General features: G+C 64.8%; 14 protein-coding genes. 8 read left to right on the forward strand and 6 right to left on the reverse strand.

Annotated elements, in window-relative coordinates:
• Nucleotides 1-210: 210 nt before the first annotated feature.
• Entirely contained in the window at nucleotides 211-885 is a 675-nt protein-coding gene (locus B2W55_RS32220; protein ID WP_024585027.1) for a Crp/Fnr family transcriptional regulator, read from the reverse strand.
• 409 nt (nucleotides 886-1,294) lie between these two features.
• Between B2W55_RS32220 and B2W55_RS32225 the strand changes: the two genes are divergently transcribed.
• The gene (locus B2W55_RS32225) at nucleotides 1,295-2,116 is read left to right on the forward strand and encodes an ABC transporter ATP-binding protein (RefSeq protein WP_021080506.1); all 822 of its coding nucleotides are present in this window, start codon (nucleotides 1,295-1,297) and stop codon (nucleotides 2,114-2,116) included.
• Nucleotides 2,113-4,041: a long-chain fatty acid--CoA ligase gene (locus tag B2W55_RS32230; protein WP_024585026.1), complete on the forward strand. Its 1,929-nt coding sequence runs from the start codon at nucleotides 2,113-2,115 to the stop codon at nucleotides 4,039-4,041. Before B2W55_RS32225 ends, B2W55_RS32230 begins: the two co-directional genes overlap by 4 nt.
• Before the next feature lie 62 nt (nucleotides 4,042-4,103).
• On the opposite strand, the gene B2W55_RS32235 is transcribed toward B2W55_RS32230, so the two are convergent.
• Nucleotides 4,104-4,469, reverse strand: a complete 366-nt coding sequence (locus B2W55_RS32235; RefSeq protein WP_024585025.1) for an endonuclease domain-containing protein — start codon at nucleotides 4,467-4,469, stop codon at nucleotides 4,104-4,106.
• A 107-nt stretch (nucleotides 4,470-4,576) separates the two neighbouring features.
• On the opposite strand from B2W55_RS32235, the gene B2W55_RS32240 reads away from it, so the two are divergent.
• The 4 genes from B2W55_RS32240 (at nucleotide 4,577) to B2W55_RS32255 (ending at nucleotide 8,991) form a co-directional block, all read left to right on the forward strand.
• Nucleotides 4,577-5,470: a branched-chain amino acid ABC transporter permease gene (locus tag B2W55_RS32240; RefSeq protein WP_024585024.1), complete on the forward strand. Its 894-nt coding sequence runs from the start codon at nucleotides 4,577-4,579 to the stop codon at nucleotides 5,468-5,470.
• Nucleotides 5,471-5,574: 104 nt separating this feature from the next.
• Nucleotides 5,575-6,648 (forward strand): branched-chain amino acid ABC transporter permease, encoded by a 1,074-nt coding sequence (locus tag B2W55_RS32245; RefSeq protein WP_024585023.1) that lies wholly within the window; start codon nucleotides 5,575-5,577, stop codon nucleotides 6,646-6,648.
• Between the two features lie 56 nt (nucleotides 6,649-6,704).
• The gene (locus B2W55_RS32250) at nucleotides 6,705-7,988 is read left to right on the forward strand and encodes an ABC transporter substrate-binding protein (RefSeq protein ID WP_024585022.1); all 1,284 of its coding nucleotides are present in this window, start codon (nucleotides 6,705-6,707) and stop codon (nucleotides 7,986-7,988) included.
• Between the two features lie 163 nt (nucleotides 7,989-8,151).
• Nucleotides 8,152-8,991 (forward strand): ABC transporter ATP-binding protein, encoded by an 840-nt coding sequence (locus B2W55_RS32255; protein WP_024585021.1) that lies wholly within the window; start codon nucleotides 8,152-8,154, stop codon nucleotides 8,989-8,991.
• A gap of 74 nt (nucleotides 8,992-9,065) precedes the next feature.
• Here B2W55_RS32255 and B2W55_RS32260 read toward each other — a convergent pair whose 3' ends face one another.
• The gene (locus B2W55_RS32260; protein ID WP_024585020.1) at nucleotides 9,066-10,214 is read right to left on the reverse strand and encodes an AGE family epimerase/isomerase; all 1,149 of its coding nucleotides are present in this window, start codon (nucleotides 10,212-10,214) and stop codon (nucleotides 9,066-9,068) included.
• A gap of 107 nt (nucleotides 10,215-10,321) precedes the next feature.
• On the opposite strand from B2W55_RS32260, the gene B2W55_RS32265 reads away from it, so the two are divergent.
• Together B2W55_RS32265 and B2W55_RS32270 are read left to right on the forward strand one after the other, a co-directional pair.
• Nucleotides 10,322-11,545 carry a phenylacetate--CoA ligase family protein gene (locus B2W55_RS32265; RefSeq protein WP_024585019.1) on the forward strand — a complete coding sequence of 408 codons (1,224 nt, stop codon included), beginning with the start codon at nucleotides 10,322-10,324 and terminating at the stop codon, nucleotides 11,543-11,545.
• A 110-nt stretch (nucleotides 11,546-11,655) separates the two neighbouring features.
• Nucleotides 11,656-12,186 carry an HAD family hydrolase gene (locus B2W55_RS32270; protein ID WP_024585018.1) on the forward strand — a complete coding sequence of 177 codons (531 nt, stop codon included), beginning with the start codon at nucleotides 11,656-11,658 and terminating at the stop codon, nucleotides 12,184-12,186.
• A gap of 31 nt (nucleotides 12,187-12,217) precedes the next feature.
• On the opposite strand, the gene B2W55_RS32275 is transcribed toward B2W55_RS32270, so the two are convergent.
• The 3 genes from B2W55_RS32275 to B2W55_RS32285 are packed head-to-tail and all read right to left on the reverse strand — an operon-like array spanning nucleotide 12,218 to nucleotide 14,851.
• The gene (locus B2W55_RS32275) at nucleotides 12,218-13,315 is read right to left on the reverse strand and encodes a DegT/DnrJ/EryC1/StrS family aminotransferase (RefSeq protein WP_024585017.1); all 1,098 of its coding nucleotides are present in this window, start codon (nucleotides 13,313-13,315) and stop codon (nucleotides 12,218-12,220) included.
• A 10-nt stretch (nucleotides 13,316-13,325) separates the two neighbouring features.
• Nucleotides 13,326-13,793, reverse strand: coding sequence for an acyltransferase (locus B2W55_RS32280; protein WP_024585016.1), 468 nt, complete (start codon nucleotides 13,791-13,793; stop codon nucleotides 13,326-13,328).
• A complete protein-coding gene (locus B2W55_RS32285; RefSeq protein ID WP_024585015.1) occupies nucleotides 13,790-14,851 on the reverse strand; it encodes a Gfo/Idh/MocA family protein in 1,062 nt (353 codons plus the stop codon). Before B2W55_RS32285 ends, B2W55_RS32280 begins: the two co-directional genes overlap by 4 nt.
• Nucleotides 14,852-15,621 lie beyond the last annotated feature (770 nt).

The following is a 15,621-nucleotide window of genomic DNA, read 5'->3' on the forward strand; positions in this document are numbered from 1 at the left end:
GCCCGGTCACGCCCGTGATCAGCGCCACGCGCCGCTTTGAGTCCTGAGCCGCCGAATCCTTAACCGCCATGTCATCTCCAGAGAGCGCGGAAACCGCGCGGTCCCGACGAGGCCGGTCTGTAGCATCCGGCCTGCTCCAAGTCTAATGGCATAATCGTTTGAAAGATCAGGACTTTAGTGCGTTCGAAAATTGGTGCGGCCCGGAGCCGGTCATTCCCCGTAGTGACGCAGCCGGTCGAGGTTGATGATGGTGACCCCGCCATATTCGAGCCGCAGCAGCCCCTCGCGCTCGAGCCGCTTCAGGCATTGATTGGCATTCTGGCGCGAGATGCCCGACAGCGCCCCGATCTCCTCCTGGGTGATCTCCAGGTGCAAGGTGAGGTCGGGGTAGAGGATCGGGTTGAACAGCGAGGCGATCGAGCGCGCCAGCCGCGCCGTCGCGTCCAGCGTCCGGCCATATTCGAGCAGCGCGATGAACTGGCCAAGCCGCTCGTTGAGCGACCCCACCAGAAAGCGGTTGAAGCCGACGCTGTTCTCGAACAGCCAGACGAAGGTCCGCCGGTCCATCATCGCCAGTCGCGTGTCGCGCAGCGCGACCACGTCGTAGCGCCGCAGCTCGTTCTTGAGCACGGTGCCCTCACCGAACCACGCGCCGGCGGTGAGGCCAGCAAAGCTCGCAGCCTTGCCGCCGCGCGAGACGATGCCCATCCGCGCCAACCCGGTGACGATGCCGGTCCAGTACTGGAAATTGTCGCCGCGCATGAAGATGAATTCGTTGGCGCGGTAAGACTTCTCGGAAATGCCGGCGCGCGCGATTTCGATTTCTTGCTCGCTCAGTTCGCGCGACCAGGCCGCGATGCGCTTCAGGTAATCGGCAGCAATCATTCTAGCGACGGCATCCCACCCAGGCTACGCCAAGATATTGCACCGCAACAACGCCGTGCGCGACGTCAGGAACCCGCTTCCTGGACTGCCAGCTAAATTTCCTGACCAATTGTCGGGCACATGACAATTCAACCTATCGCTTTCTCGTATGCAGAGCCACCTCGCGTAACGCCGCGCGCAGCACCTCGATGGATCGCTGAGCGAGGAGGACGCGAGAGACGGGCTTGCAGGCGGGTGCGGCGTTACCGCGCATGATGCAGGCGATCGGGCGCACGATGCTCCCGAGCGCCGGCATCATTAGTCGGATGGTTTCCGTCAGCAGCCCATGTAAGATCAAAGTGTAAGATCGAAGTTGATCGAAGCGAAAGATAAAGAGCGCGCCAAAGCGCCCGTATCTGGAGGGAACAGGGTGGCCAACAGTCTCGAGGTGCGCGGAGTCTCATTGCGCTTTGGCGGCGTCCGCGCGCTGACCGATGTGAGCTTCAGCGTCAACGAGGGCGAGCTGTTCTCCATCATTGGCCCGAACGGTGCCGGCAAGACCTCGATCGTCAACTGCATCTCCGGTCGCTACCGTCCGACCGAGGGCCAGCTGTTCTACCGCGGCCAGGACATCACCGGCCTCACCCCGAACGCGCGGCCCCGCCTCGGCATCGGCCGGACCTTCCAGAATCTCGCGCTGTTCCACCACATGAGCGTGCTCGACAACATCATGGTCGGCCGCCATCATCTCCTGAAGAACAATTTCATCACCGGGTCGCTGTACTGGCTAACCGGCGCACGCCGCGAGGAGCTCGAGCACCGCCGCAAGGTCGAGGAGATCATCGACTTCCTCGATCTGCAATCGGTGCGCAAGGCGACCGCCGGCACCCTGCCCTACGGCTTGCGCAAGCGCGTCGAGCTCGCCCGCGCGATGGCGCTCGAGCCGCAGCTGATCCTGCTCGACGAGCCGATGGCCGGCATGAACTTCGAAGAGAAGGAGGACATGGCGCGCTACATCGTCGATCTCAACGAAGAGTTCGGCATGACCGTGATGATGATCGAGCACGACATGGGCGTGGTGATGGACATCTCGCACCGCGTCATGGTGCTCGACTTCGGCCGCAAGATCGCCGAAGGCGATCCGGCCACCGTGCTCGCCGATCCCCACGTCAAGCGCGCCTATCTCGGGGAAGAGGACGAGGTGCTGGTCGATCCCGACGACAAGCCGGCGGTGCGGGAGAGCGCGGCATGATGGACTATGCCGGTCGCGCCGCGCAGGCCGACACCTATCCAAAGCTGCTGCGCCTGAACGCCAGAGAGCACGGCGGCGAGATCGCGCTGCGCGAGAAGGATCTCGGGCTGTGGCGCGAATTCACCTGGAACGCCTACCAGACCCGCACCCATGATTTCGCGCTCGGCATGGTCGAACTCGGCCTCGGCCACGGCGACGTGATCGGCATCATCGGCGATAACCGGCCGGACTGGGTCGCGGCCGAAATCGCTGCCCACGCGATCGGCGCGATGAGCCTTGGCCTCTATCGCGACGTGCTGGACGAGGAAGCCGCCTATCTCCTGACCTATGGCGAGGCCAAGCTGGTGTTCGCCGAGGACGAGGAACAGGTCGACAAGCTGCTCGGCCTGGCCGACCGCGTGCCGCATCTCAAGCACATCGTCTATTCCGACCCGCGCGGCATGCGCAAATACGACGATCCGCGATTGATGGAGGCGAGTAAGCTCGTTGCGCTCGGCCGCGATCGCGCGACGCGTGAGCCCGGGTTGTACGACCGGCTGGTCGACGCCACCCGCGGCGAAGACGTCGCGATCCTCTGCACCACCTCGGGCACGACCGCCAACCCGAAGCTTGCGATGCTCTCGGCCGGACGCGTGCTGCGGCACTGCGCGACCTATCTCGCCTTCGACCCGAAGGGGCCGGATGACGAGTATGTCTCGGTGCTGCCGCTGCCCTGGATCATGGAGCAGATCTACGCGCTGGGCCAGGCGCTGCTCTCCCGGATGAAGGTCAACTTCGTCGAAGAGCCCGACACGATGATGCACGATTTCCGCGAGATCGCGCCGACCTTCGTGCTGTTCGCGCCGCGGGTCTGGGAGTCGATCGCGGCCGACGTGCGCGCAGGTGTCATGGATGCCTCGCCGTTCAAGCAGAGGCTCTACGATCTCGGGATGAAGGCCGGGCTCGCGGCGCTCGCCGAGGGCAAGCGTTCTGTCCTCGCCGACCAGATCCTGTTCCGCGCGCTGCGCGACCGGCTCGGCTTCACCCGGCTGCGCTCGGCGGCGACCGGCGGCGCGGCGCTCGGGCCGGACACCTTCAAGTTCTTCCAGGCGATGGGCGTGCCGCTGCGCACGCTGTACGGCCAGACCGAGCTGCTCGGCGCCTACACGCTGCATCCAGAAGGCAAGGTCGATCCCGACACGACCGGCGTGCCGATGGCCGACAACATCGAAATCCGCATCGACAATGCCGACGTCAACGGCGTCGGCGAGATCGTGGTGCGGCATCCGAATATGTTCCACGGCTACTACAAGAACGCCGAGGCATCGGTCGCAGACATCAAGGACGGCTGGATGCATTCGGGCGACGCCGGCTACTACAACGACAACCGGCAGCTGGTCGTGATCGACCGCATCAAGGATCTCGCCGAGACCTCGCGCGGCGAGCGCTTCTCGCCGCAATATATCGAGAACAAGCTGAAGTTCTCGCCCTATGTCGCCGAAGCCGTCGTGCTCGGCGCCGGTCGCGACACGCTGGCCGCGATGATCTGCATCCGCTACTCGATCATCTCGAAATGGGCGGAGAAGAACCGGCTCTCGTTCACGACCTATACCGACCTGTCGTCGCGGCCGGAGGTCTATGCACTGCTGAAGAAAGAGGTCGAGACCGTCAACGCCACCCTGCCGCCGGCCCAGCGCATCTCGCGCTTCCTGCTGCTCTACAAGGAGCTCGATGCCGACGACGGCGAACTGACGCGGACCCGAAAGGTTCGCCGCGGCGTGATCAACGAAAAATACGCAGATATCATCGAGGCAATCTACCGCGGCAAGGCCAAAATCCCGGTCGACACCGTGATCCGTTTCCAGGACGGCACCACGCAACGTGTCCGCACCACACTCGAAGTCGTCGATCTCGGCCGCGCTGCGATCGCGGAGGCCGCGGAATGACCGTCTCTGCGACACGCGCTGACCTTCACCTCGCCCCGCTTGCGGGGAGAGGTCGGATCGCATCAGCGATCCGGGTGAGGGGGAGCCTCCGCGAGCGCGGTGAGGATCGTTTCGAGAACGCCAGCCAAATTGCTCGAGACTTGGTTGTTCCAGAAACGCAAGACGCGGTACTTGTGATCGACGAGCCATTTGTCGCGAATGGCGTCGGTCTGACTGTCGGCGTGTTGTCCGCCATCCACCTCAATTACGAGACGATGCTCGCGGCAGATGAAGTCGACCGTGTAGGGTCCAACCGGCTCCTGTCTCACGAACTTGTAACCGCTCAGCCTGCGGGCGCGGAGACGGTACCAGAGCGTCCCCTCAGAATCCGTCGAGGCTGCTCGCAAATTCCTCGCGCGCTCGGTTTTGGACTCTCTAGCACCGCGCATGCGGAAGCTCCCCCTCACCCGTCGCACCCCGGACGATGCTTCGCATCGCTCGGCACGCGCCGGCCTTTCCCCGCAGGCGGGGAGAGGCGAAGATAGCACGGCACCCCATGAACACCCAGTTCCTGATCCAGCTCATCGTCAATGGCCTCGTGGTCGGCACGCTCTATGGCGTGGTCGCGATGTCGTTCGTGCTGATCTACAAGGCGACCCAGGTCGTCAACTTCGCGCAGGGTGAACTGCTGCTGGTCGGCGCCTGGGTGTGCTGGGCGCTGCTGACCAAGTATCAATTGCCGTTCTGGATCGGCATGCCGATCACGCTGGTGTTCATGTTCATCTTCGGCATCGCGATCCAGGTCGTGATCCTGCGCCCGATGATCGGCGAACCGATCATCTCCGTGATCATGGTGACGATCGGCCTGTCGACCGTGTTCCAGGCCGCGCTGAAGTGGATCTTCGGCGTCAACCCGCAGCCGTTTCCGCAGATCTTCCAGAGCCAGTCGATCAGCCTGTTCGGGCTCCAGATCCAGACCGTCTACGTCATGAGCCTCGTGGTCTCGCTCGCCATGATGGTCGGCATGGCCTGGTTCTTCCGCGCCTCCAAATACGGCCTGGCGATGCGCGCCACCGCGTTCAACCAGCAGGTCGCACAGTCGCTCGGCATCTCCGTGAAGAGCGTGTTCGCGATGGCCTGGGCGATCTCGGCCACGGTCTCGGCGGTCGCCGGTGTCGTGGTTGCCGTCGTCAACGGCGTGTCGTCCGGCCTCTCCGCCTACGGCATCAAGGTGTTTCCGGCCGCGATCCTCGGCGGGCTCGACTCGGTCGGCGGCGCCGTGCTCGGCGGCATCATCATCGGGCTCCTGGAAAACGTCGCCCAATATGTCGACAGCGAATATCTGCACTGGGGCAATCTCTACGAGATCGCGCCGTTCTACGTCCTGATCATCATCCTGATGATCAAGCCGTATGGGCTGTTCGGCACCAAGGACATCGAGCGGGTCTAGGCATGATCGCCGAAAAGTGGAAACCGGTTTTCGGAAACGATCATGCCCAGACAAAAAGGGGCGTGACGATGACTTCACCCCGGCAGGGAGCACAGTAGAGCCCCATGGCAACGAGCACCCTCATCCCGTCGGGCGACTTCCGCACCAGCTACGCGGCCGACACCACGATCTTCCCGACCACGGCCAGCCGCAATTGCGCGATTCTCGGCATCATCGTCGCCTGCTTCGCGCCGATGCTGCTGTCCAACTACCTGCTCTCGATCGCGATCCAGATCGGCATCTTCGCGATCGCGGCGCTCGGCCTCAACGTGCTGGTCGGCTTCACCGGCCAGATCTCGATCGGACACGCCGCGTTCTTCCTGTTCGGCGCCTTCACCTCGGCCTACATCTCCAACAACCTGCCGATCCCGGTGTTCTTCGCGATTCCGCTTGCCGGTGTGGTCACGGCGCTGGTCGGCCTGATCTTCGGCGTGCCGGCGGCGCGATTGAAGGGCCTCTATCTCGTCATCGCCACGCTTGCCGCGCAGTACATCCTGCTCGACTTCTTCTCGCGCGCCGACTGGTTCTCGGGCGGTTCGGTGCCGGCCAGCGCCAATCCGTTCTCGATCTTCGGCTATACGCTGCGCGGCGACCGGCAGTATTTCTACGTCGTGCTCGCCTACATGGTGATCAGCTATCTGCTGGTCACCAATCTGATGCGTACCCGCGACGGCCGTGCGTTGGTCGCGATCCGCGACCACTATCTCTCGGCCGAGATCATGGGCATCAACCTGACCAAGTACCGGACACTGTCGTTCGGGCTTGCCGCGTTCTTCGCCGGCATCGCCGGCGCGCTGTACGCGCATTATCAGCTGGTGGTCTCGCAGGAGGGCTTTGGCATCGAGCGTTCGGTGCTGTTCCTCGCGATGGTCATCATCGGCGGCACCGGCTCGATGATGGGCACGCTGATGGGCACCGCCTTCGTCGTGCTGCTGCCGGAATCGATGGAATGGCTGAGCGCCTGGCTGAAGGGCGGCGCCATCGACAAGGCGCTGCAACTCAACAACAACATCACCTTCCTGCGCGAGATCGCGATCGGCCTGATCATCATCGGCTTCCTGATGTTCGAGCCGGACGGGCTCGCGCATCGCTGGCGGCAGATCAAGGCCTACTGGAAACTCTACCCGTTCTCGCACTGACGCAGACGGAATATGACCCAACGATCGGTTCAATAAATAACAGGAGGAAACCAACAATGACGATTAGATCCCTTTTGAGCTCGGTCTCCCTGGCGCTGCTGATCGGCGGCGCGGCCAGCGCCGCGCAGGCGCAGATCGCCATCGGCCATCTCCAGGACCTCTCGGGCGGTACCTCCGACGTCGGCACGCCCTACGGCCAGGGCGTCGCCGATACCTTTGCCTGGGTCAACAAGAACGGCGGCGTCGGCGGCAAGCAGCTCAATGTCGACAGCAACGACTACGGTTACCAGGTGCCGCGTGCCATCGCGCTGTACAAGAAGTGGTCGGCGCCCGACAACAAGGTGGCCGCGATCATGGGCTGGGGCACCGCAGATACCGAGGCGCTGACCGGCTTCCTGGCGCAGGACAAGATTCCCGATCTGTCGGGCTCCTACGCCGCCGCGCTGACCGATCCCGAAGGCACCAGCGGCAAGGCCAAGCCGGCGCCGTACAACTTCTTCTACGGCCCGAGCTATTCGGACGCGCTGCGCGCCGAACTGACCTGGGCGGCTGAGGACTGGAAGGCCAAGGGCAAGCCCGGCAAGCCCAAATTCGTCCATATGGGTGCCAACCATCCCTACCCGAACGCCCCGAAGGCGGCCGGCGAGGCGCTCGCGGCCGAGCTCGGCTTCGAGGTGCTGCCGCCGCTGGTGTTCGCGCTGTCGCCCGGCGACTACTCGGCGCAGTGCCTGAGCCTGAAGAGCTCCGGCGCCAACTACGCCTATCTCGGCAACACCGCCGCTTCCAACATCTCGGTCATGAAGGCCTGCAAGACCGCCGGCGTCGACGTCCAGTTCCTCAGCAACGTCTGGGGCATGGACGAGAACGCCGCCAAGACCGCGGGGGATGCCGCCGATGGCGTGATCTTCCCGCTGCGCACCGCGGTCGGCTGGGGCGGCAACGCGCCCGGCATGAAGACGGTGATGGAGATCTCCAAGATGTCCGACCCGTCGGGCAAGGTCTATCGCCCGGTGCACTACATCGCCGGCGTCTGCAGCGCGCTGTACATGAAGGAGGCACTGGATTGGGCGGCGAAGAACGGCGGCGCCACCGGCGAGAACGTCGCCAAGGGCTTCTACCAGAAGAAGGACTGGGTGCCGGCCGGCATGGACGGGGTCTGCAATCCCTCGACCTGGACCGAGAAGGATCATCGCCCGACCACGAAGGTCGACCTCTATCGCTCGAAGGTCACCGGCGCGACCGACGGCGACATCAACGAGCTGATGAGCAAGGGCACCATCAAGCTCGAGAAGGTGAAGACCGTCGACCTGCCGCGCAAGCCGGAATGGTTTGGCTGGTGAGGTCGTGAGGCTGCGACAGGCGCAGCCTCGACAACAATCGTCATCCCCCGCGAAAGCGGGGGATCCAGTACGCCGCGCTCTCACGATTTGACCGCTGGCGCCTCTGGAATACTGGGTCACCCGCACGAAACGCGGGTGACGACAGTGGAGAGTGACCAGAACCATGAACGAAACCATCGAAGCCACCCGTCCGGGGCCGACGGCGGTCCCACCACCGCCGCTGCTCAGCATCAACAACATCGAGGTCGTCTATGACGACGTCATCCTGGTGCTGCGCGGGCTCAGCCTCGAAGTGCCGAAGGGCGCGATCGTCGCGCTGCTCGGCGCCAATGGCGCCGGCAAGTCGACCACGCTGAAGGCGATCTCCGGCCTGCTCAAGACCGAGGACGGCGAGGTCACGCGTGGCGAGATCCTGTTCGAGGGCCAGCGCATCAACGGCATCGATCCGGACAAGATCGTCCGCCGCGGCATCTTCCAGGTGATGGAGGGCCGCCGCATCGTTGCCGACATGACGTCGCTGGAGAATCTGCGGCTCGGCGCCTTCACCCGGCGCGACGGCGAGGTCGCCGCCGACATCGACATGGTGTTCAAATATTTCCCACGCCTGAAAGAGCGCACCGGCCTCGCCGGCTACCTTTCCGGCGGCGAGCAGCAGATGCTCGCGATCGGCCGCGCGCTGATGGCGCGCCCGAAGATGATCCTGATGGACGAGCCGTCGATGGGCTTGTCGCCGCTGCTGGTCAAGGAAGTGTTCGCGATCATCAAGGAGATCAACCGCGATCTCGGCGTCACGATCCTCTTGGTCGAACAGAACGCGCGCGCCGCGCTCTCGGTAGCGAGCCACGGCTACATCATGGAACAGGGCAAGGTGGTGCTCGACGGCTCCGCCGACGAACTGCGCGACAATGAGGACGTCAAGGAATTCTACCTCGGCGGCGCCGGCGACCAGCGCAAGAGCTTCAAGAACTTGAAAAGCTTCAAGCGGCGCAAGCGCTGGCTGTGAGCCCGTCGCGCGTTTTCGAGCGGAGTTGAGGACCGGTTCGCGTGCAGAAGACGCATCAAACCAGCAAGCCGGCTCTAGCTGAGCACCTGCTCCGCTTCGGTGACCGCGCAGAGCACGTGGTAGAACGACGATGCCGGGATCGTCGCGACCAGCGACTTGCCGTCGCGGTCGAACTGGTCGTACCAGCCGCCGGCCACGGGATGGCTGAGATAGTGTCGCTCCAGCAGCCCAAGCGCCGCGCGCGCCTCGTCCGCAGCGCCAGCTTCGCCCGACTCGGCCTGCGCGATCCAGGCCTTCGCCAACTCGCTCTGCGGCCACAGCCGCCTGCTGTGGCGGCGGATATTGCCTTCGGCATCGCCCTCGTCGATCAGGCAGCCGGTCGCGTCGCGATAGCGCAGCGCCGACGCCAGCAGTTCGCCGCGCGGTCGCCCGGTAGGGCAGCCGGTGATCCGCTCGAATCCCTTCAGCAGCCAGACCCATTCCGCGAGGTGCCCGGGCTCGACGCTGACCGGCGGGATCCTGGACCAGTCCTCCTCGAAATATTCGCCGAGGGTGCGCGTCTGCTTGTCGTAGAGGTTGGCCAGGAACAGCGCGAAGAAATCGCCGGCGCGATTCTGGAACGACAGATCATGTGTCGCGTCGAAGCAGGCGATCATCGCCTCGAACAGGTGCATCTGCGGGTTCTGCCGGCGCGGCATCGAGGGCGGCAGGCCCTCGTGGAAGCCGCCATGGGGCGAACGCAGCTCGGTGTCGAGGAATGCCAGCAGGGCGTCGATTTCGGCGCGAATCTGGGCGTCCTGGTCGAGCCCGTAGACGGTCGCCAGCGCCAGCAGCACGAAGGCATGGCCATAGGTGTCGCGCAGCGGATCGAGCACGCCGCCGTCCGGCGTCAGGCTGTAGACGAAACCCGGCCGGCCATCCGGTGCCTTGGCCTTGGCGAGCAGATAGTCGAGCCCCTTCAGCGCGACCGCGCGCCCTTCGGGATACCAGCCCATCTGGGCGGCCTTGGCGTAGCAATAGATCTGGCGGGCCTGCACCATGACCCGGCGCGGCGCGGCGTGGTCGGCTGTTCCATCCAGTTGCAGCCGATCGACAAAGCCGCCGGCCGTGCCGTCCCAGCCGGTGGTCGACCACAGCGGCAGCGCCTGCTCGATGATGCGGCGCTTCAGCCTCGCGACGACATCGGCGGCTCCGTCCGCCGCAACGCTCTCTGCCTCAGCCATCGTGCTTCCTGGAACCGTCCCAATGTCAGCGGTCACCGTCTGATAGCACGGGCGCACCGGCACGCAACCTGCGCACATCCTCTCAAGGACCTGCCAAAGGACCTGACATGACCGACCATTACGACGCCCTTGAAACGCGCGCCCCGGCCGAGCGCGAGGCCGCGCTGTTCGCCCGGCTGCCGGAGACCCTGCGCAAGGCGATGGCAGCACCCGCCTATGCCAATTTGCTGAGGGGCATCGATCCGGCGTCCGTCACCAGCCGGGAGGCTCTGGCGGGGCTGCCGGTGCTGCGCAAGTCGGAACTGCCGGCCCTGCACAAGGCCGCCCCGCCCTTCGGCGGCTTCGTAGCCGACAAGCCCGGCGCGTTCGCCCGCCTGTTCACGTCGCCGGGACCGATCTTCGAGCCGGAGGGACGGCAGACCGACCCCTGGCGCGGCGCGCGGGCGCTGTTCGCGGCGGGCTTTCGCGAAGGGGACGTGGTGCTGAACACCTTCAGCTATCACCTCACCCCCGGCGGCTTCATCTTCGATGCCTCCGCGCGGGCGCTCGGCTGCGCCGTGATCCCGGCCGGCCCTGGCAATACCGAGCAGCAATTCGAGCTGATCGAGGCCTATCGCCCGGTTGGTTACAGCGGCACGCCTGATTTCCTGAAGATCCTGCTCGATGCCGCCGCCGGCGCCGGCCGTGACGTATCCTCGATCAAGCGCGCGCTGGTCTCGGGTGCGGCCTTCCCGAAATCGCTGCAGGAGGAGATGAAGTCGCGCGGCGTCGAGGCCTACCAGGCGTTCGGCACCGCCGATCTCGGGCTGATCGCGTTCGAGACGCCGGCGCGCGAGGGGATGACCGTCAACGAGGAACTGATCCTGGAGATCGTCAAGCCCGGCACCGGCGATCCCGTTGCGCCGGGCGACGTCGGCGAGATCGTGGTGACCTCGCTCGATCCGCACCATCCCTGGATCCGCCTCGCGCTCGGCGACCTGACCGCCGCCCTGCCCGGCGCGAGTCAATGCGGACGCACCAATATGCGCATCAAGGGCTGGATGGGCCGCGCCGACCAGACCACCAAGGTCAAGGGCATGTTCGTACGCCCCGAACAGGTCGCGGAGATCGGCAAGCGCCATCCCGAGCTCGGACGGCTCCGCCTCGTCGTCACGCGCACCGGCGAGGCCGACGCGATGACCTTGAGGGCCGAATGCACTTCGACGGCGGATGCCCTGCAAGGCGAAGTCGCGGCGACGCTGCGCGCGGTCACCAAGCTCGGCGGCATGGTCGAGCTCGTCGGCGCAGGCTCGCTGCCGAATGACGGCAAGGTGATTGCGGACGAGCGATAGCCACGAGAGTCAGCGCATCCCGCTGACCATGTGGCCTCGCATTGCCGCGCCCGGCAATGTGAACTATTGAGCAGGCTCATGCCTCACGGAGCCGAACGGATCGCCACCTCATGAGCAGCGCTTCCAGCGATCAGGCGCGAAGGCCGGCGGTCTTCTTCGATCGGGACGGCGTCCTGAACCACGACATCGGCTATCTGTTCGAAAGCCACAGGCTGGTCTGGATCGACGGTGCGCGCGAGGCGGTGAAGGCGGTCAACGACATCGGCTATTTCGCGTTCGTCGTGACCAACCAGTCAGGCGTTGCGCGAGGCCTCTACGAGGAAGCGCATATCCGAAAGCTCCACGACTGGATGTCCGCCGAGCTCGGCAAGATCGGCGCCCATATCGACGCCTTCGAATATTGCCCGTTCCATCCGGAAGGGACCATCGAGCGCTACGGGCAGGTGAGCCCTCGCCGCAAGCCATCGCCGGGCATGATCAATGACCTGCTGGAACGCTTTCCGGTCGATGTCGAACGAAGCTTTCTGGTCGGCGATCAACCGACGGATATCGAGGCGGCCCGCGCGGCGGGCCTGAAGGGCTACCTGTTCCCCGGCTCCAATCTGGAGCTGTTCCTGAAGCCTCTGCTACGGCGAGGCTAACCCCCGCGCCGGCGCAGGGCCACGATCGCGATCAGAACTTGCGGACCAGGTCGATCACCTCGTCCTGCTGCTCGCGTGTGATCTCGGCGAACATCGGCAGCGAGAGGATCCGGCCCTGATCGCGATGGGCGTTGGGGAACTGCTCCGGCCGGTGATTGAACCGGGCGTAGGCCGGCAGGAAGGGCAGCGCGGTGGGGTAGTTGATCGCGGTCTGCACGCCATTGGCGTTCAGGTGCGCGGCGAGCGCGTCGCGGCGCGGGTGCCGGATCGTGTAGAGGTGATAGACGTGGCTGCGCGCCGGCGCGACCTCGGGCACCACGACGTCCTCGATCTGGTTGAGGCCGGTGTCATAGACCTCGGCGGCGGCCTGGCGGGCCTCGGTCCACGCCTCGAGATGCGGCAGCTTGGCAGAGAGGATCGCGGCCTGCATGCCGTCGAGCCGGCTGTTGATGCCCTCGATATGGTGCTGGTGCTTCACCAGCCCACCGTGGCGCGCCAGCATGGCCATCTGCTCGGCGAGCGCTGCGTCGTTGGTGACGACGGCACCCGCGTCGCCCATCGCGCCGAGGTTCTTGCCGGGATAGAATGAATAGGTCGCCGCCTCGCCAAACGTGCCCACCATGCGGCCCTTGTAGCGCGCGAGATGTGCCTGGGCGCAGTCCTCGATCACCCAGAGCTTGTGCTTCTGCGCGATCGCCATGATCGCATCCATGTCGGCGGGCTGGCCGTACAGATGCACCGGGATGATGCCGACCGTGCGCGGCGTGATCGCCGCCTCGATCGCGGCCGGATCGATCGTGAACGTCGTGTCGTCGGTATCGCAGAACACGACGGTGGCGCCGGAATGCGTGATCATCGCCGCGGTCGAGATCCAGGAATGCGCCGTCGTGATCACCTCGTCGCCAGGCTGCACTTTCAGCGCCCGCATCGCGAGGTAAAGCGCGTCGGTGCCGTTGGCGCAGGAGACGCAGTGCGCGACTTCCGCGGCCGCGGCGAATTCGCGCTCGAAGGCGTCGACGTAGCCGCCGCGGATGAAGGCGTTGTCGCGGATCACGCCGGCGATCGCGGCATCGATCTCGCCCTTGATGGACTGATATTGCAGTTGCAGGTCGGCATACGGCACGGCCATCGATATTCCCCTATTGGCTCGTCAGCAGCCGGCGCGCCGGATTGCCGGCATAGGTGCCTGATATCGTGATGTCCTTGGTCACGACGGATCCCGCGCCGATGACGACGTCGTCGGCGATCCTGACCGGCATGATCGTGGCGTTGGAGCCGATCGACACCCGGTTGCCGATCACCGTCTCGCGCCACAGTTCCTTGCGTCCGCGCGCCGGGCCGCCGGTGGCGAACGTGTCATTGACGAACATCACGCCGTGCCCGACGAAGCAGTCCTCGCCGATGGTGACGAGCTCGCAGACGAACGCATGCGACTGCACGCGGGTGCGCGCGCCGACCACCACGCCCTTCTGGATCTCGGTGAACGGCCCGACGAAACAATCGTCACCGAGCGTGCAACCATAAAGGTTACAGGGCTCGACGATCTTGACGCGTTCGCCGAACGCGACATCGCGCACGCTGGCCTGATGCACGTCGGGCCGGTTCACGAAACCACACCGAGCCGGCTCAGGCGCGGCGTGAAGCGCAGCGCCACTTCCTCGCCGGTCTCGATCGACTCGTAGAGCGCCGAGATCAGCTCCAGGCTCTTGCGGCCCTCGAGCCCGTCGACCAGCGCCGCGCGCTGGTTCTCCAGGCAATCGACCACGTGATGATAGTAGGCCTGATGGCCGAAGCCGTAGACGTTGGGCGGATTGACCGAGAACTTCTCCACGACGTCCTTGTCCGACGGCAGCTCGTCGACAAAGCGCCAGTGCCGGATCTGGTTGACCGCGAAGCCGGATATCTCGACCGTGCCCTTTTCGCCGAGGATCGACAGCGAGCCCTCGAGATCGGTCGGCCGCGCCGCGGTGGTCGCCTCGATGATGCCAAGCGCGCCGTTGCGGAACTTGAGCGTCGCGACCGCGGTGTCCTCGGTTTCGATCCTGGCGAGCGCCGTCGCCGCCCGTGCATGCACGCTCACGACGTCGCCGAAGAACCACTCCAGCATGTCGACATGGTGGCTCGCCTGGTTGGTCAGCACGCCGCCGTCATAGGCCCAGGTGCCGCGCCAATCGTCCTGGTCGTAGTAGCCCTGGTCACGGCACCAGCGCACCCGGACGGTGCCCAGGATGAGCTTGCCGAAGCGGCCGGCATCCAGCGCCTCGCGCGCCTTGACCACCGGCACGTTGAAGCGGTTCTGCTTGACGATGAACATCTTGACGCCGGCCTCGTCGCAGGCCCGGATCATGTCGTCGGCATCCTGCAGCCGCAACGCCATCGGCTTTTCGACCACGACGTGCTTGCCGGCCCTGGCGCAGGCGATGACATGCGCGGGATGCAGCCCGCTCGGGGTCAGCACGGCAACGGCATCGATATCCTTGCGCGCCAGGAACTCGTCCATGTCGTAATGGGCCGGAACGCCGAACTTGCCTGCGACCGCATCGGCGCGCGCGCGAACCGGATCGCAGACTGCAACCAGGCTTGCTCCCTCGATGTGATTGCCACCCAGGAGATCGGAATGGCGCTTCGCGATACGCCCGCACCCGAGCAGGCCAAATCTGATCATGCAACAGGCCCTGTCTTGTCTCGCAGCCGGCCATTGTTGGCGGCCGGAGACCCGGGGGAACAAGCGGCCTAGCGGGCCACATCCTGTCCATTACTCGGAAAACTTCGAATAAGGCAAGGCGTATGGGCCGATTACGCCGTGAAGCAATAACTAGCGGCACGGGTAACATCACCCTTAAGCTCCACCATATCACTTTGAGTCTATCATGGGTTGTAACGGGGCAAAAGCAGGGCGCTTAAGGTAGATCCGGTTGGGCGGGGACGGTCCGCGGGCACGGCTCAGCCGCGCCTTTTTTGGACGCTTGTCGGACTCTCACCGGCATCGCTATTGTGCGGTCTCTGGTCCTCCCGTCTGGCTAGGCCGAATGAGCAGCGCCAAAAAGATACCGCGTCATTTCTCTGGTTACCGTAAGCACGGGCAACAAGGGCTTGCGGCCCGCTGAGATAGACGGCAAGTACAAGGCGATGAAGGCCGAATTCATGTCCAGCCGGCGAACGTAGGACGGTCGTCGCACGCAGTCTCGTGCGTATATGGCCTATCCGAAGAAAATGACGATGATCTTTCGTCCCAAAAGCAGTCAGCGCCAAGCTCCGATAATGGACAGCCAATGTGCCCCAGTGCTATCAGGCTCACGGAAAGCATCTAATCTGATCCCGAACGGCAACTGGAAATTAGTAGCTTAGCTTCGCGACAGTTTTGTACCATCGGAGAAGAAATGGCCGAGCACGCCTCGAAAGGTCGTGTCGCTTTGATCACGGGCGTGACCGGGC

Origin of the sequence: Bradyrhizobium sp. UBA2491, from assembly GCF_002341725.1 — a bacterium.
Taxonomy (GTDB): domain Bacteria; phylum Pseudomonadota; class Alphaproteobacteria; order Rhizobiales; family Xanthobacteraceae; genus Bradyrhizobium.

Bases quoted from the DNA above. Each gene is read 5' to 3' on its own strand.
- B2W55_RS32220 (WP_024585027.1), bottom strand. From the start codon at position 885: ATGATTGCTGCCGATTACCTGAAGCGCATCGCGGCCTGGTCGCGCGAA.
- B2W55_RS32230 (WP_024585026.1), top strand. From the start codon at position 2,113: ATGATGGACTATGCCGGTCGCGCCGCGCAGGCCGACACCTATCCAAAG.
- B2W55_RS32235 (WP_024585025.1), bottom strand. From the start codon at position 4,469: ATGCGCGGTGCTAGAGAGTCCAAAACCGAGCGCGCGAGGAATTTGCGA.
- B2W55_RS32240 (WP_024585024.1), top strand. From the start codon at position 4,577: ATGAACACCCAGTTCCTGATCCAGCTCATCGTCAATGGCCTCGTGGTC.
- B2W55_RS32245 (WP_024585023.1), top strand. From the start codon at position 5,575: ATGGCAACGAGCACCCTCATCCCGTCGGGCGACTTCCGCACCAGCTAC.
- B2W55_RS32250 (WP_024585022.1), top strand. From the start codon at position 6,705: ATGACGATTAGATCCCTTTTGAGCTCGGTCTCCCTGGCGCTGCTGATC.
- B2W55_RS32255 (WP_024585021.1), top strand. From the start codon at position 8,152: ATGAACGAAACCATCGAAGCCACCCGTCCGGGGCCGACGGCGGTCCCA.
- B2W55_RS32260 (WP_024585020.1), bottom strand. From the start codon at position 10,214: ATGGCTGAGGCAGAGAGCGTTGCGGCGGACGGAGCCGCCGATGTCGTC.
- B2W55_RS32265 (WP_024585019.1), top strand. From the start codon at position 10,322: ATGACCGACCATTACGACGCCCTTGAAACGCGCGCCCCGGCCGAGCGC.
- B2W55_RS32270 (WP_024585018.1), top strand. From the start codon at position 11,656: ATGAGCAGCGCTTCCAGCGATCAGGCGCGAAGGCCGGCGGTCTTCTTC.
- B2W55_RS32275 (WP_024585017.1), bottom strand. From the start codon at position 13,315: ATGGCCGTGCCGTATGCCGACCTGCAACTGCAATATCAGTCCATCAAG.
- B2W55_RS32285 (WP_024585015.1), bottom strand. From the start codon at position 14,851: ATGATCAGATTTGGCCTGCTCGGGTGCGGGCGTATCGCGAAGCGCCAT.